At 38.2% G+C, this 14,871-nt stretch carries 17 protein-coding genes; 9 read left to right on the top strand and 8 right to left on the bottom strand.

The window, feature by feature from the left end; all coding sequences use genetic code 11:
• Positions 1–12: 12 nt before the first annotated feature.
• Positions 13–519, bottom strand: coding sequence for a DUF4879 domain-containing protein (locus I6F44_RS01705; protein ID WP_331459040.1), 507 nt, complete (start codon positions 517–519; stop codon positions 13–15).
• 690 nt (positions 520–1,209) lie between these two features.
• Between I6F44_RS01705 and I6F44_RS01700 the strand changes: the two genes are divergently transcribed.
• Complete coding sequence (locus I6F44_RS01700) at positions 1,210–2,949, top strand: SulP family inorganic anion transporter (RefSeq protein WP_197173178.1); 1,740 nt, start codon at positions 1,210–1,212, stop codon at positions 2,947–2,949.
• 53 nt (positions 2,950–3,002) lie between these two features.
• Here the strand turns inward: I6F44_RS01700 and I6F44_RS01695 are convergent, their stop codons facing one another.
• The gene (locus I6F44_RS01695; protein WP_007581448.1) at positions 3,003–3,680 is read right to left on the bottom strand and encodes a glutathione S-transferase family protein; all 678 of its coding nucleotides are present in this window, start codon (positions 3,678–3,680) and stop codon (positions 3,003–3,005) included.
• 177 nt (positions 3,681–3,857) lie between these two features.
• Here I6F44_RS01695 and I6F44_RS01690 point away from each other — a divergent pair, with 177 nt between their 5' ends.
• The 4 genes from I6F44_RS01690 to I6F44_RS01675 all read left to right on the top strand — a co-directional run bounded on the left by I6F44_RS01690 (position 3,858) and on the right by I6F44_RS01675 (position 6,641).
• Complete coding sequence (locus I6F44_RS01690) at positions 3,858–4,628, top strand: DUF1223 domain-containing protein (RefSeq protein ID WP_121955132.1); 771 nt, start codon at positions 3,858–3,860, stop codon at positions 4,626–4,628.
• 306 nt (positions 4,629–4,934) lie between these two features.
• Positions 4,935–5,615 carry a CsgG/HfaB family protein gene (locus I6F44_RS01685; protein WP_007378468.1) on the top strand — a complete coding sequence of 227 codons (681 nt, stop codon included), beginning with the start codon at positions 4,935–4,937 and terminating at the stop codon, positions 5,613–5,615.
• A complete protein-coding gene (locus I6F44_RS01680; protein ID WP_008165258.1) occupies positions 5,615–5,962 on the top strand; it encodes a DUF4810 domain-containing protein in 348 nt (115 codons plus the stop codon). Before I6F44_RS01685 ends, I6F44_RS01680 begins: the two co-directional genes overlap by 1 nt.
• Before the next feature lies 1 nt (position 5,963).
• On the top strand, positions 5,964–6,641 hold the full coding sequence (locus tag I6F44_RS01675; protein ID WP_008165257.1) for a DUF799 domain-containing protein: 678 nt from the start codon (positions 5,964–5,966) through the stop codon (positions 6,639–6,641).
• Between the two features lie 124 nt (positions 6,642–6,765).
• Here I6F44_RS01675 and I6F44_RS01670 read toward each other — a convergent pair whose 3' ends face one another.
• Positions 6,766–7,038 (bottom strand): hypothetical protein, encoded by a 273-nt coding sequence (locus I6F44_RS01670; protein ID WP_231612769.1) that lies wholly within the window; start codon positions 7,036–7,038, stop codon positions 6,766–6,768.
• Between the two features lie 216 nt (positions 7,039–7,254).
• On the opposite strand from I6F44_RS01670, the gene I6F44_RS01665 reads away from it, so the two are divergent.
• Both I6F44_RS01665 and I6F44_RS01660 read left to right on the top strand, forming a co-directional pair.
• Positions 7,255–8,613, top strand: coding sequence for a serine hydrolase domain-containing protein (locus I6F44_RS01665; protein WP_197173177.1), 1,359 nt, complete (start codon positions 7,255–7,257; stop codon positions 8,611–8,613).
• Positions 8,614–8,818: 205 nt separating this feature from the next.
• A complete protein-coding gene (locus I6F44_RS01660) occupies positions 8,819–10,111 on the top strand; it encodes an alpha/beta hydrolase (RefSeq protein ID WP_197173176.1) in 1,293 nt (430 codons plus the stop codon).
• 4 nt (positions 10,112–10,115) lie between these two features.
• Here I6F44_RS01660 and I6F44_RS01655 read toward each other — a convergent pair whose 3' ends face one another.
• Positions 10,116–10,937 (bottom strand): AraC family transcriptional regulator, encoded by an 822-nt coding sequence (locus I6F44_RS01655; protein ID WP_197101235.1) that lies wholly within the window; start codon positions 10,935–10,937, stop codon positions 10,116–10,118.
• 126 nt (positions 10,938–11,063) lie between these two features.
• Here I6F44_RS01655 and I6F44_RS01650 point away from each other — a divergent pair, with 126 nt between their 5' ends.
• A complete protein-coding gene (locus tag I6F44_RS01650; protein ID WP_165734603.1) occupies positions 11,064–11,534 on the top strand; it encodes a YHS domain-containing (seleno)protein in 471 nt (156 codons plus the stop codon).
• A 101-nt stretch (positions 11,535–11,635) separates the two neighbouring features.
• On the top strand, positions 11,636–12,070 hold the full coding sequence (locus I6F44_RS01645) for a nuclear transport factor 2 family protein (protein WP_197173175.1): 435 nt from the start codon (positions 11,636–11,638) through the stop codon (positions 12,068–12,070).
• A gap of 68 nt (positions 12,071–12,138) precedes the next feature.
• Here I6F44_RS01645 and I6F44_RS01640 read toward each other — a convergent pair whose 3' ends face one another.
• From I6F44_RS01640 to I6F44_RS01625, 4 genes are all read right to left on the bottom strand, one after another.
• On the bottom strand, positions 12,139–12,480 hold the full coding sequence (locus tag I6F44_RS01640) for a YajD family HNH nuclease (RefSeq protein ID WP_197112360.1): 342 nt from the start codon (positions 12,478–12,480) through the stop codon (positions 12,139–12,141).
• A gap of 37 nt (positions 12,481–12,517) precedes the next feature.
• Positions 12,518–13,453, bottom strand: coding sequence for a hypothetical protein (locus I6F44_RS01635; protein WP_197112359.1), 936 nt, complete (start codon positions 13,451–13,453; stop codon positions 12,518–12,520).
• A gap of 85 nt (positions 13,454–13,538) precedes the next feature.
• Complete coding sequence (locus I6F44_RS01630) at positions 13,539–14,153, bottom strand: acyl carrier protein phosphodiesterase (protein ID WP_024590241.1); 615 nt, start codon at positions 14,151–14,153, stop codon at positions 13,539–13,541.
• A gap of 154 nt (positions 14,154–14,307) precedes the next feature.
• Positions 14,308–14,802, bottom strand: a complete 495-nt coding sequence (locus I6F44_RS01625; protein ID WP_007378461.1) for a hypothetical protein — start codon at positions 14,800–14,802, stop codon at positions 14,308–14,310.
• Positions 14,803–14,871: the final 69 nt, after the last annotated feature.

Here is a 14,871-nt window from a genome sequence, read left to right as displayed (position 1 = left end):
CTTTATACTTTTTTATAAGATGTTTATAGAGTCACTCCAATATCCAAAAGGGGAGGCCACAGAATCTGAAGAAACTGTAAATTGCCCACTTTGAGGGCCATAAAAATCAAAGTAATAAAGGAATCCAGTTACAATTTCACCTGCAGTACATGTGTGCACATCAACACCTAATGTACCGCAAAGCTTTTCCGTTGTTGTAGGTGCCTTGCTTTGGCCTCCAAATGTAGCGTTGTTTACATTGCCGTATCCATACTGAAGAACTGCAACCCTGACTTGGCTACCACCGTGATCATTTGTGGTGCTTACTTGATTATCCGATGGATATTCAAATCCCCCGTAACTAGAAGAACCAACACCAAAGACTTCAAAATATTGAATACCAGTTGCAGGAGATCTTGCAGAAACATTTGTCGATATAGGCTTGCTATAGACTTCCTTTTTTGAATTTATTTGATTGTTCATTAATGAATAATCAATAGGATAATCCGCAGTAAATGAATTATACTCACTAATGTTCACTACACTTTTAACTACACCGGCTTCAACATCAGCGGCTAAAGCGAGACCTTAAAAGGTAGACGTAGATAAAAGAATGGTTGAAAGAAGTGTTGTTTTTAAAGTCATTTAATTTCCCTTTTAATATCAATTGAAAAGCATTTATAGCTCAACACTTTAGAATTATCGAAAAACGAAAGTGTAGTGATAAATAATTAATATTTATTAACTGATAGCAGAAAATAGAACACAAGACCTTCATCCAGCGACTGAGTTTCACCGGTGAAACTTTATTTTAGTCGCTAAAGTTTATTGTTTCCTATTAGGGTGTATCACAGTTACGGTGCAAGCCCCTATCCTGCAATACTCCCCTACCTTAACTCATTAAACTTATAATCAATTGGGTTACAGCAATTAGGGAAGTTAAATTAATAGAAAACTTTCCTTCTACTTTTACCTTTAAAGACTTTATGTATAACTTAAAAGACTTAGGATGTTAGTTAAGCAATTGTAAATTATAAATAATAAATTTGAAAGGTGGTCGCCTACCGAGTTAAAGGTGGTCGTCTACCGAGTTAAATAACCTTCCATCGCTATAGTAAATAACTAATTCAATACAGTGGGTATTACGTAAAAAACACTCCCACCTAGCTATACTTATTTGAATATTAAATTTACTATCAAAACGTTGTAACTATTAGCAAGGATACTGAAGTGCTGTCGCGTTTATATAATTTTATGCCGGGTTTAGATACATTGCTGCACTACGAGCGACAATGGTTTGCTGATGATGTAAGAGCAGCGCTATCGGTAGCTGCCGTAGCTTTACCTGTTGCCATAGCCTATGCGCAACTAACCGGTGTTAACGCCGCCGTCGGGTTATACTCTTGCATACTGCCAATGATGCTATATGCACTTTTTGGCACTTCAAAACAGTTAATAGTCGGTCCTGATGCTGCTACCTGCGCCGTTATTGCCGCCGTAGTAACACCTCTTGCTGCAGGCGACAGCTTTAAGCATTGGCAACTTGTTGTCACCATGACCGCTATGACCGGCTTTTGGTGCTTTATAGCCAGTAAATTTAAGCTAGGTGTATTAGCCGACTTTTTATCTAAACCTATTTTAATGGGGTTACTAAACGGCGTAGCCATCACTATTATTGTGGGTCAGTTTTCTAAAGTATTTGGCTTTACTTTTGACGAGCGCTACTTACTTGAACGCCTAGGTGGTGTGCCCACATATCTAGCGCAAACACATGTTCCCACCTTACTAATGGCTTTGTTTACACTGGCGGTCTATTTTGCCATGAAACGCATAAAACCCACGTGGCCGGCATCAATGTTTGCCATTGCATTTGGTGCGATTTTGGTATGGATTTTTGATTTAAAACAACTTGATATAAAAACTATTGGCACCGTAACTGGCGGGCTTCCCGTTTTTAATACTCCTGTTTTTGATTTAGGAATTATTCGTGAGCTAGTGGTACCCGCACTTAACTTAGCCATCGTGAGCTTTGTAAGTATGATGCTAACTGCCCGCAGCTTTGCTGCTAAAAATGGCTACGACATAGACGCCGATAAGGAATTTAGAGCGCTAGGTATTGCCAATATAGCGTCAGCTCTTTCGCAAGGTTTTGCAGTTAGTGGCGCCGACTCACGCACCGCAGTTAACGATGCCACAGGCGGAAAAACGCAGTTAGTATCAATAATTGCAGCAGCTATTATTGCGGTCATAGCCGTTTTTTTAACAGCCCCGCTTGAGTTTATTCCAAGTGCAGCGCTGGGTGTTGTACTTATTATTGCTTCTGTTCATTTACTCGATTTAAAAGCTGTTTGGCAATTAAAACGAAAAGATAAACAGGCATTTTATCTCGCCTCAGCCACCTTACTTGCGGTGTTATTTATTGGCGTTATACCAGGGATCACACTTGCTGTATTATTGGGGTTATTTCAATTTATTCGCACTGTTATGCGCCCAACCGACAATGTACTCGGCGTAGATGTTAACGGTGTAGTAAGAAGTTTAGACGCCACAGATAAAGCAAAAGCAGTGCAAGGCGTGTTTATCTATCGCTTTAATTCACCTTTAACTTACTTTAATGCCAGCTACTTTAAACGCAGATTACTTGAGCAATACGCAAGGCAAAAAGACGACACCCACTGTGTAATAATTGACGCTGTGCCCTGCTTTACTCACTTAGATTTAAGTGTAATGGCAATGCTTGCCGATCTAGATGTTATATTTAAAAAGCGCGATATAAGGCTTGAACTTGCAGGTAGAAAACGCCAACTACTTTCGTGGTTTGAAATTGCAGGAATGAAGTCGGGAAAAGAAGGTATATATATTCACTCAGACCTATATATCGCCCTAAAAAGAAATAGCGTAAGCCAGCACACAGAGGAAGTTAATTTATTCGTGGCAGATGAAAATAAAGAGGTGCTAACACAGCCATGAAATACTAAACAGCAGATCAGCTAGCTGATCTGCTGTTTAGTATTAAGTACTCTTTATACTTTAGGGTAATTTGAAGGGAAAAACGCTTTTTTAGCGTCTTCATCAAACTCTTTTTTAAAGGCTACATCAGTACCAATTACGCGTGCACGTGCAACCGCTGGGCGGCTATCAATGCTTTCAAACCAACGCTTAAGATTTGGATACGGTGCTAAGCCCTCTTCACCTAATACAACCGGTGCTTTATCAATCCAGCCCCATGCAGATACATCAGCAATGGTATACGTATCACCCACAATAAAGTCACGACCTTCAAGGTGAGTATCAAGTACTTCGTAATGGCGCTGCGCTTCACGTAAATAGCGATTAACCGCGTAATCAAGCCCTTCTGGCGCCATGTGTCTAAAGTGTACACTCTGCCCTGAATACGGACCTAAACCAGATGCGATAAACATTAACCACGACAGCATTTCAGCGCGGTCATCGCCCTTGCCTTCTAGCTTTCCATATTTTTCAGAAAGGTACATTAAAATAGCATTCGAATCGAACACACGAGTTTCACCATCAACAATTGCTGGCGCCTTAGCGTTTGGATTAATTGCTTTAAATTCAGGTGTATGTTGCTCACCTTTTAAAGTATCAAGAGGAACAAGTTCAAACGGTAAGCCTGTTTCTTCTAAAAAGAGTGCAACCTTCATTGGGTTAGGAGTATGGTGAAAATAAAATTTAATCATGTAAAGTTCCTCAATAATTGAGCAACGATTAAAGCACAACTTGAGCGGGTGTTCAAATTAAGTTTTAACTAAGTAAAGTATACAGCGAAAACGTGATTTAATTGTGAGTATTTCGTGATACTTCAATCTTAAAAGTCACTTATGCTAAGGTGAATATCAGCCTTTGTGAGCCACAGCATGCTTTCTAAAACATTATATCGTCCATTCCTTATCGTATTTTTTGGGTTAATAATTTTTTGCTTTCAAAGCCAAGCTGCTGAGCAAGTAACTATTTCCAGTACAGCTAATCCGACTACCTTTTTAGAGCTTTACACATCGCAAGGTTGCAGTAGTTGCCCACCCGCAGAGCGCTGGATTTCAACGTTTACAGATGATGAAAAACTATGGACTGATTTAATCCCTATTAATTTTCATGTTACTTATTGGGATTATTTAGGATGGAAAGACCCGTTTGCCTCTGCTGTTTTTAGTAAAAGACAACGTACTTATAAAGCACTCGGTAAAAGTAGGATTGTAGCAACCCCAGGATTTATGGTTAACGGCAGCGGGTGGCAAGGTTGGTTTTATAAGCAAGCTATTCCTGTAGCTAAAGCCCCTTATTTAGGTAATTTAAAAGCGACTATAAACAACAGTAAAATTAATCTCGAATACGATACTGTTAATACCAAAGATGATACTAACCAAAACTTAATAGCCCATGTAGCTCTGTTAGGCTTTGGCATAGAAACACAAATACACAGCGGCGAAAACGCAGGCCATAAGTTAAAACACGACTTTGTTGTTATTGGTTACGAGCAAAGTAACATGCAAACTAAGCAGCAATTATCATTAACTGATTTAACCCTGCCTAGCGCTAAAAAAATATCGCCAACAAAGCAAGCCTTAGTATTTTGGGTATCTAAAAAAGGCGACCCTACCCCACTACAAGTTGCAGCCGATTGGTTTTAAAAGTTAAGGTTAATTGGAATTAAATTATTAATTAACAACTCAGCGCGTAATAAATGCTCTTTATATAAACTATAGAAAAAAGCTTCTAATAATTTAAAAACTAATGAATTAGCATTATTCCTGTAAAGAATTTATTCTTTTTTATTGTGTGTATCTGTGTAAAACATAAATAACATTGTATTTACATCAACTTTTGTTTATAAAGTAAGTTGAATGGACTCTTGAAATAAGTAATTGACTTATAAGTATAAAAATCAAGCGCCTATCAATAAAAACTTCTGCAATTATCTATATGGACAAAAATTTATGCGAATTAACCAAAGCCACATTAAAACAATTGTAATCGCTGCAATTACAGCTTCGTCTTTAGCTGGGTGTGCTACAACATCATCAAAAGTAATAGAAACACCAACTGTTGCTAGCTATAACACAACCTACTCAGGTACAAAAAGCAAACTAGTCGTAGGTCAGTTTGTAAACCGTTCGAGCTTTCAAAATGGTATATTTTCATCAGGCCAAGACCGTTTAGGCAGCCAAGCAAAAACAACACTAATGAGCCACTTACAACAAACAAATCGCTTTAGTGTGCTTGATCGCGACAATATGGCAGCCCTTGCAGAAGAAGCAAAGTTAACAGGTACAAAACAAGTTCTTAGCGGTGCTAAATTTGTTGTAACTGGTGATGTAACAGAGTTTGGCCGTAAAGCTATTGGCGATCGCCAACTTTTTGGTTTATTGGGTAAAGGTAAATCGCAAATTGCTTACGCTAAAGTAACGCTTAATGTTGTTGATGTTACTACATCAGAAGTTATTTATTCAGTGCAAGGTGCTGGTGAATACAGCTTATCAGAACGTGAAGTTATTGGTTTTGGTAGCACAGCTTCATACGATGCCACATTAAATGGCAAAGTACTTGACCTAGCTATTCGCGAAGTCGTTAACAAGTTAGTTACTGGTCTTGAAGCTGGCCAATGGGGCAATAAATAATGAAAAAGCTAATTACCTTAGCATTTGTTTGTATAGCCCTAACAGGTTGTAACTCAACGAAAGAACCTATTTACTATTACGGTGACTATAGCACTGCCGTATACGCCTATTTAAAAGCAGATGACGTAACAGCTGAAGAGCAAATTAGTATGCTTGAGCAAATTATTGCCGATGCTGCAAACAAAAGTAAGAATGTTGCGCCTGGGCTACATGCTCACCTAGGTATGCTGTACTTTGAAACGGGTAATCCTTCATTAGGCACTACTCACTTCGAAACTGAGAAATCACTTTTCCCAGAATCAGTTCATTACATCGACTTCCTTCTAAAATCTGCGAAAGGCGCTTAATATGCTTAATTTAAAATCATACACAGCGATCGCATTAGTCGCATTACTCGCTGGTTGTGTTTCACCTCCACCAGCACATGACTACACGGCGTTTAAACAAGCAGACCCTCACTCAGTTATTATTTTACCTCCGCTAAATAATACACCTGAAGTAATTGCACCATACAGTGTGATGACTCAAATGGTCGCGCCTATAGCTGAGTCGGGTTTTTATGTTTTTCCTGTTGCTTTAGTTGATCAAACCTTTAAAGGTAATGGCCTCACTGTTGCAAGCGACGTGCACCAAGTACCGGTAAATAAATTACATGAGATTTTTGGTGCAGACTCTGCGCTTTACATCACTATTGAAGAATACGGTACTAGCTATGTTGTAATTTCTAGCGAAACAGCTGTAACTGTGTCAGCCTCATTAGTTGATTTACGCACTGGCGAGCAATTATGGCAAGGCAAAGCTAGAGCCTCTTCAGCTGAACAACAAAGTAATGGCGGTGGTGGCCTTGTAGGCATGCTTGTTATTGCAGCAATTAATCAAATTGCTGAAACAGTCACTGATAAAGGCTTTGAAATCGCAGCAATGACTTCAACACGCTTACTTTCTTCAGATGTTTACAACGGCTTATTATATGGACCTCGTTCACCTAATTATGGCCAACCAGCACCAAGCGAAAAGAAAAAATAACTCTTATTGTTATTAACCTAAAGCTTGAAAAGGCCGAACCATTAAATGGGATTCGGCCTTTTTAATAACAGCTTACTTAGCTAAAAAGCTTAGCAAAGTTACTTTTAAGTATTTAGAGCAGATTTTAAAAACTAAAATTAATAGCAACAGAAAAAATAGTTTTTATAAAAATACTAACTAAAAAAGCCACCATAAAAAACATAGCAAATGCTGAAACAGCCCCTCCACCGGTATACCCTGCTTTAGCTTTTTCCACCATCAATACATAAATTCCCAACCCTACACTCACCTTAAACCATAGCCAGTAATCGTTGCTAAAAAGAGGAATTACAGCAAAACCAATTATGGGCACTAATATTTTGTCCTCTTCGTTTTTGTGTAATAAATAAAAAGCCATAATCGCAATATAAAATAGAGCCGTTACATCAGGCATATAAATAACTTCCTTGTAAAAATAATAAAACCAATAAACGCAGCGATTATACCTATTACTGAACCCCTATAAAATTCAATAATTGTGTTTACTTTTTAGCTGTGCAATATTAATTCACTAATAAGCACAAGGATTGCTAAGCCTATTAACCGGTTTGGTATAAAAACTAAAAGGATGAATATGATTAAGCCATTTTACGCTAGCTGTTTGTTAGCCTTCTTGCTATTGACACCCAGCCTTGTAAAAGCAAACCCGACAGCCTCGCAGTTTCAGGAAATTCTTAACGAGAACCTAGTTGAAAATGAGCCTGGAGTATCGGTAATTATAAGTAAAAATGGCAAAGTCCTTTTTAAAGAAGCGCGAGGGCTTGCCAACCTTGAACATAACATCGCACTTAATGAGCAAAGCGTTTTACGTTTAGGTTCTATTTCAAAACAATTTACTGCAGCTGCAATTATGATGTTGCAAGAGCAAGGTAAGCTAGCGGTTACCGATGATATTCATAAGTATGTTGCAAGCTTTCCAACAGAGGGCAACCTCGTCACAATCGAAAACTTATTAACCCACACCTCAGGCATCGCCAACTACACAGATGACGACGATCTCTTTGATAAAGAAATACAAGTCCCCACCAGCGTTGACGATGCGTTAGCGAGATTTGCCAAACACCCAATGGTGTTTAAACCCGGCGAAACAATGGCTTATTCAAATACCGGTTATTCACTGCTTGGGAAAATAATTGAAGTAGCAAGTGGCCAGTCTTACAAAGACTTTATTGAACAACACATATTTAAAAAACTAAAAATGAATCAGAGTAGTTATGAAGGGCAAGAACTTGTTACCCATCGCGCATCTGGCTATGAGCAAACAGAGCAAGGATTTATCAACACTAGCTACATTAATATGGATTGGCCATATGCCGCAGGTGCGCTTATATCTACCCCAACTGACCTAAGTATTTGGTTTAGTGCGTTATCGTCTGGCAAGCTTATTAGTAAAGCAGGTTATGAAAAGATGGTAAGCCCTTTTAAACTAAATGACGGCAGCTTTTCATCCTATGGTTACGGATTAATTATTAAGCCTTTGAATGAATACACCGTAATTAAACACACTGGCGGAATAAATGGTTTTTTAGCGCATGCACGCTATATTCCAGAGCAAAAGCTATATGTAGCCGTACTGGCTAATTCAAACCACATAAACCCTATTTTTATCAACGAAAAACTCACAGCCAAAGCACTGGGTATTGCACTCCCCGAGTTTAAAAAAGCAGAGGTAACAGAGCTGCAATTAGCGCCCGTATTGGGTGATTACCGTATTGATGAAAACACCTTACGCAGCCTAATTTTTGAAAATGACGTTTTGTATTCAAAGCGCACTGGTGGCGATAAAACAAAACTTATTACCATGTCTAAAAATAGCTTTTACTACCCTAATTCAAACAATTACTTAGTAATAGAAAAAAACAGCCAAGGCCAATTAGTAATGAAGTATTTTAGTGGATTATCAACAACGCCTACTGAGGCGATTAAGATTTAGCTTTATAAGCCTCCCAAAAAACAATGCCCGCAGCTTTCTCTACTTATAAGCTCGGGTATTTTTATTTTGAATCCTCGTTAACGCAACAATAAATTATAAAATTAGTATGTGATGTGTAAAAGGTAATAAATATGTTACTTTTTATATGCTAATTTTATACTTAACCTCTTTAAAATAATTTACAAACCGAAAATAAGGAATAAGCATGCTTTTTCACCCTCACGGTAAATCCTATATTTTCGCCCCTTTGCTCATTATTTTGCTATCTGCTTGTACTTCAAACCCAGCTTTAATGCCTACACCCAATTTATATGTAAGTACGCCTTATTCAGAAGCCCAAGTACCTAAAAACCTACATACTACAAGTATGGAATTACTCTATGTTACAGACCGAGCAGTTTCTGAAAAAGAGGGGGTTATGTATAACGCAAGTCGCTCGCCATCAATTGCATACGGTGTAGCAAAAGTAAATTTTGGCGATAAATCTTTGCAGTGGAGTGAGTTATTAAAGCAAAGTAGTCTTAAAAATCGCTCCGCAAATTTGACTTACGTAATGGAGAAAGCGGATGAATTAGGTCGCTTTCCTTTATCGCCTTATAAATTTAGACGCGTAAAAAACAAACTCCAAATTGACGAAGATATTTTAGAACGAAAGATTTTTCACGAAACCCAGTTAAACAAAAACATTAATCAGCGTTTAAAAAACAGTAATAATAAAGACGTTATTTTGTTTGTGCATGGCTTTAATAATACCTTTAACGAATCAGTATTTACCCTTGCCGGTATATGGCATTTTTTGAACCGACAAGGCGTACCTATTGTTTACTCTTGGCCTGCTGCCGCCACAGGATTAACCGGCTATTTTGAAGATAAAGAGTCTGGTCAATTTACTATTTTTCATTTAAAAGAAACTTTGCGACTGCTTTTCAAAAATCCTGAAATAGAAAACATTCATATTATTGCGCATAGCCGTGGCACAGATGTAGTAACCACAACACTTAGAGAGCTTATAATTGAAAACAGAGCCAGTGGTGGAAATCCCCGCGAAGACCTGCGTATTGAAAACTTAATTTTAGCAGCCCCTGATCTCGATTTTGGTATTATTAAACAAAGGCTAATGGCAGAGCAATTTGGGCCTGCATTTGGACAAATTACCATTTACACCTCTCAAGAAGATAGCGCATTGGGTATTTCACAGTGGCTAACAAACAGCTTAAGTTTTGGTCGATTAAACACCAAAGATGTAAACATAAACGAGCAAGACATATTTACCTCGGTAGGTAACGTAAGCCTAATTAAAGTACCTAAATCTGGCAGCCTAATAGGCCATGACTACTTTCATAGTGATCCGGCAGTAAGTTCTGATCTTATTAATTTGATACTGCATAAGGCATCGCCTGGTTCTAGAAAGCGACCTTTGCAAAAACTCGAAAATAATTTTTGGTCACTCGATTCAAACTACCTAATTACAACGGATGCAGCTAACTTACAAAATTGAACGTTTACTGCTGGCTCAATAACCACTCTTTTGGCGCTTGCCCTGTTTTTTTTCTAAATACACGGGCAAGTGCAGAGCCATTTTCGTAACCAACCTGATTAGCCACTAAATCCATATTTTGATTTTTTAAAATAAGCTTTTTAGCAACCGATAAGCGCCAATCTGCTAAATAATCAGCCGGTGTTTGCTCAATTACACGCTTAAACGTATCGGCAAATTTAGAGCGCGACATACCACATTCCTCAGCCATAGTGCTGAGCGACCAGCTTTGTTCTGGGGTTTGGTGTATTTTTATTAATACCTTAGCCAACTGAGGATGGGCAAGCCCTGCCATCATCCCGCTTTTAATTGTGCCTTCTTCTAGTACTTTACGAAGCACACTAATTAAAAATACATCGCATAAGCGATCTATAATTAAATGCTTACCGCTGGCGTCTTTAAATGCCTCTTCAAAAATCCAAAAAGCACTCTGCGCTAATAATCCATCACCCGTTAATTCGTAATTTAAGCAAAAAGGCAGCGCCTGCAATAAAGGGCTATGCCCTCCACTTTGATAGCTAATTTGTGCACACACTAAATCAGCACCGTCACCCTTATCCGAAAATAAACAGTGCCCTGTAGAGTGAGGAAAAAAAATAACCGAAGGCGTAGACAAAACCACTTCAAAACCACTATTACTGCGCACTTTTAACGTACCAGAACGTAATAAATGTAAATGCCCAACACCTTGATCGTCACTAAAGTCACTCGTACCGCACATGTTCCCACTAAAAAACACATTGGCATTAAGTGAAAAATGACTCAGTACACTCGAAAGTACGTCCATAAACGCCTCTTTGGATTATTGGTATGAAAATACAGACTAATAGACGCATATTAACCAAAAAATAACGATAAAGTACAGTTGAGTTTTAAACAAACACACTAATTAAATTACCCTTTGGAGATACACATGAAATTTTCGACACTGACTAAATCAGCTTTTTTTGCAGCATCAGTCCTTGCAAGTTCACTAAGCTTTGCAGCAGACATAGACGCAAATGCCGACGTTAACGACATTGCAATTAGTGGTTACGATACCGTTGCTTACTTTACCCAAAACAAAGCAGTAACAGGCAGCTCTGAATATACTGCAACACATAAAAATGCCATTTATAAATTCACCTCAGCTAAGCACCGCGACTTATTTAGAGCGAATCCAGAAAAGTACGCACCACAATTTGGTGGCTTTTGTGCGTTTGGTGTATCAATGGAGAAAAAATTTGACGTAGATCCAGAAGCGTTCAAAATTGTTGATAACAAACTTTATTTAAATCTTGATAAATCAGTTCAAAAACAATGGCTAAAAGACGTACCTGGCTTTATTAATTCAGCCGACTCAAACTGGTTTGACATAAAAGACAAAACAGCAAAAGAGCTTTAATAAACAAAGTTTCATTTAAATATAATATTGTGAGGCTGCTTTAGCTTACACCAGCAGCCTTAAATTTAGTGCGTTGTTCATTATTAGCAGTAGAGAGTTTTATGTTGAAATCGTTGTTAGTTATTATAAGTGTTACCTTTTTATCGTTTAGTACATTGGCTGATCGAGCCTCTGATAAAGTAGCGATAAAAGCCGCAGTAAACGACTACTTTCAGGGTCAGGGTGAGGCGAGTAAAGTGCGTTTATTTCGCGCATTTGCAGCAGATCACGCAACAATGGTTGGCGTCGTAAAAAACGACGACGGTAAAGAAGTTATTAAGTCGTATAAAGACATGACCAGTGTACTTAACCAATGGGCATCAAACAAAAATCCAGCAGGTGGAAACCTCGATGGTGAAGTTATCAGTATGAACATTGTTGACGACCGTTTAGCTGTTGTTTTATTTCGCTCTACTAACCGCTTTTACGATGCACTAACATTAGCTAAACTAGATAATGAATGGAAAATAGTCGCTAAAGCTTATATTTTGCAATAACTATTAAACCAATAATCGCTGTTATAAAATTTTAACCTGTTTATTTGACCATTAACGTGGCTCAAATATTACTTTGATTTATTTAACAGCGCTTTTAAATCGGCAAACGGAGAATGCGTTGCAGCCTCTATCTTTCGCTCTGTAGTCGACCCGCCATACATAATATGTTCGTGGTATTTATTGTGCTCATTATCGTGGCAATAAATACACAATAGCTCCCAGTTACTGCCATCTTCAGGATTATTACTGTGGTTGTGATCAACATGATGCACCGTTAACTCACGCAAATTAGAGTACTCAAACTCACGAGCACAACGCCCGCATACCCAAGGGTATAACCTTAAGGCTTTTATTCTATAACCTTCCTCTTGCTTCACATAAGCCTGAGGTACTGCGTTATTATTACTCATAGTATTCCTGGTAAATTCACTATTTCGGTGCTCAATACTAAAAAAACTTAATTACTGACAAATCACCAAAAGAAGTATCTATATGCCGGCCTGTTTGCTCCCACGCACGTAGTACAACCATAAGTTTTTTATTGTCAGAAGTCCAAGAAATTCCACCGCCGTATGCTTCAACTTTTTCACCGCCCGAATCTTTTAACCCCAGCCCAGGGTCTGTATTTCGAATATTTCCCTTACCTACTTTGTACTCAGCAAATACGTGAACATTATGCGGTAACGAAAATGATAAAAGCGAGCCAATACTCGCCCCATACGAATTAGAAATTAACTTAGTGACCTGTGGTGCAGATGAATTTAAAAAATCAGCCTGAAACACAATATTATCTTTATTCTCAAGAGATACATGCTTAAAAGACCACGCGCCAACAATACTTAACGACAAATCAAATTTGCTGCTTAGCTTTGGCCTATTAAGAAAAAAATGCTCAAACAAAGACTCTTTATTATTGAAGGTATAGAAGTTGTGTTGGCCAGATAGCTCAAACTTGGTTGAACGTGTATTTTGCGAGAAAATTTGATCCGTTTGATTGCCGCTTAAATTGCTAGCCGTGCTTTGCAGCCCTTCAAGCGTTTGATAGTTAAATGTGATTTTAGAATTTTTAAATTTTCTATAAGAAAGCAGTATATCTTGTGTTTTTGTTTCAACATCATCTTCGAAAATATCGGCTGAATAACCAATTTCAATGTCGTTAATATCAAAAAACACACCCACACGTTGATTGTTTATGGGCTCTAACGAAAACAGTGTTTTTTGATTACTCCCAGCCAAGTCGTCGTATATTAACGCGTGACTAGTGTTAGGGTTTGAAATAGTGGTTCGTACCGACTTTAAGTCAAAGTCGAAAGCCAATACAGCACCAGATTGAAATGCCGCTAAAACAGCAAAGCTCACAATAACCAAGTAATTGCGATTCATTAAAAACACTCAAAAATTAATTTGTATTAGAGTAGCGTTTTTTTCACCTTAAATTATCACAAAAGGTTAACAATTGATGAAAACTTTAAATAATGCGCTTTATGTCATTTTTTGGGGTGCTTTCAAGGTCAAACTCACTTACATGCTTAATTAGCTCCGGGAAGAACGCTAAAAACACGGCTTCTAATTCGTCGTAGTTACGCGTTATATCATCAGCCGCCCCCGCAAAGTTATTAGTAAAACGGATGCGGTTAGCAATATTATCAAGTGCTACTCCTATTCCCTCAACGGTTTCGTACTCTTTAAACCAATCGTTTTTAGTCATACTTGTTACAACATGCTGCATGCGCGGCGGCATAACAGGTATGCGATTATTCAAAAGCTGATAGCTGGTGTACTTAAAATCACTTAAAGGTTGCTTGCTAAATCGCTGCCAATGCACAATTAAAAAATGATCAAACACCACATCAATAGCCACACCAGCAAAACGTTTACGCTCAGGTGAAAAGTACTGTTTAGCGTGTTTAACTGCGCGGTGGGAGTCGGTAAATTTATCGACTAAATAGTGGTTATCGAGCCCGTTTTTAACCGTATTTGGTAAGTACTCTACATGCCTTTTACCACCAAAGTCGCCCAACAAGTTCCCAAAGTGAGAATCGGCTGTAGGCTGTGCTAAATAAAGGTGAGCTAAATAATTCAAAGTGTTCTCGGGCTTGGTATTAATACAGTTAAAATAATAACTTAATTGTAAGCGCTACTTAAAGTTAGATTTTATGCCTAATCAAAAAAATAGCATAAAAAAGGTGAAACTAAGTTTCACCTTTCATATTAATTTTGAAACTAATTAGCTGGCATTACGCTGTAGAAACGTTACTTGCGCCTGCATTGTTAAGTATTTCTTCAATAGCGTTTTTGTTGTCACTATCGTACTTAATACCAATTAATATAGAGCCTTTTTCAATGGCGTCTTCGTAATACTTAATTTCGTGCTCGGGGATAAACGCACCTACTGCGGCACCTAAAGTACCACCCACTGCAGCGCCTGCGCCACCAGCGGCAAATGCAGCGACTAATGGACCGGCAACTAATAAGCCTGTACCACCTGTTGCTACAGTCCCTACAGCAGTAAATCCACCAATAATTGCAGCAAGAATACCACCTGAAGCCGCGCCTATAATGCCGCCTTCGGCAGCTTTAGTACCTTCGTCTACAGCAAAATCTTCCTTTGCGTATGAGTCGTTGGCTACAATACTAATATCAGCTTCATTAATACCTAAAGCTTCTAATCTATAAATTGCGAGTGTTGCTTGTGATGCACTTTCGAATAACCCAGTAATAACGGTACTCATAATAACTCCTTTATTTATTTAAGAAAATACACTTACTACCAAGCAAAACTCAAACCAAGTAAATTATCA

This window comes from Pseudoalteromonas sp. NZS11_1, assembly GCF_015864275.1.
Lineage (GTDB): Bacteria > Pseudomonadota > Gammaproteobacteria > Enterobacterales > Alteromonadaceae > Pseudoalteromonas > Pseudoalteromonas arctica.
The sequence above is the reverse complement of the archived record's forward strand: the minus strand, read 5'-3'. Positions and strand labels throughout refer to the sequence as shown.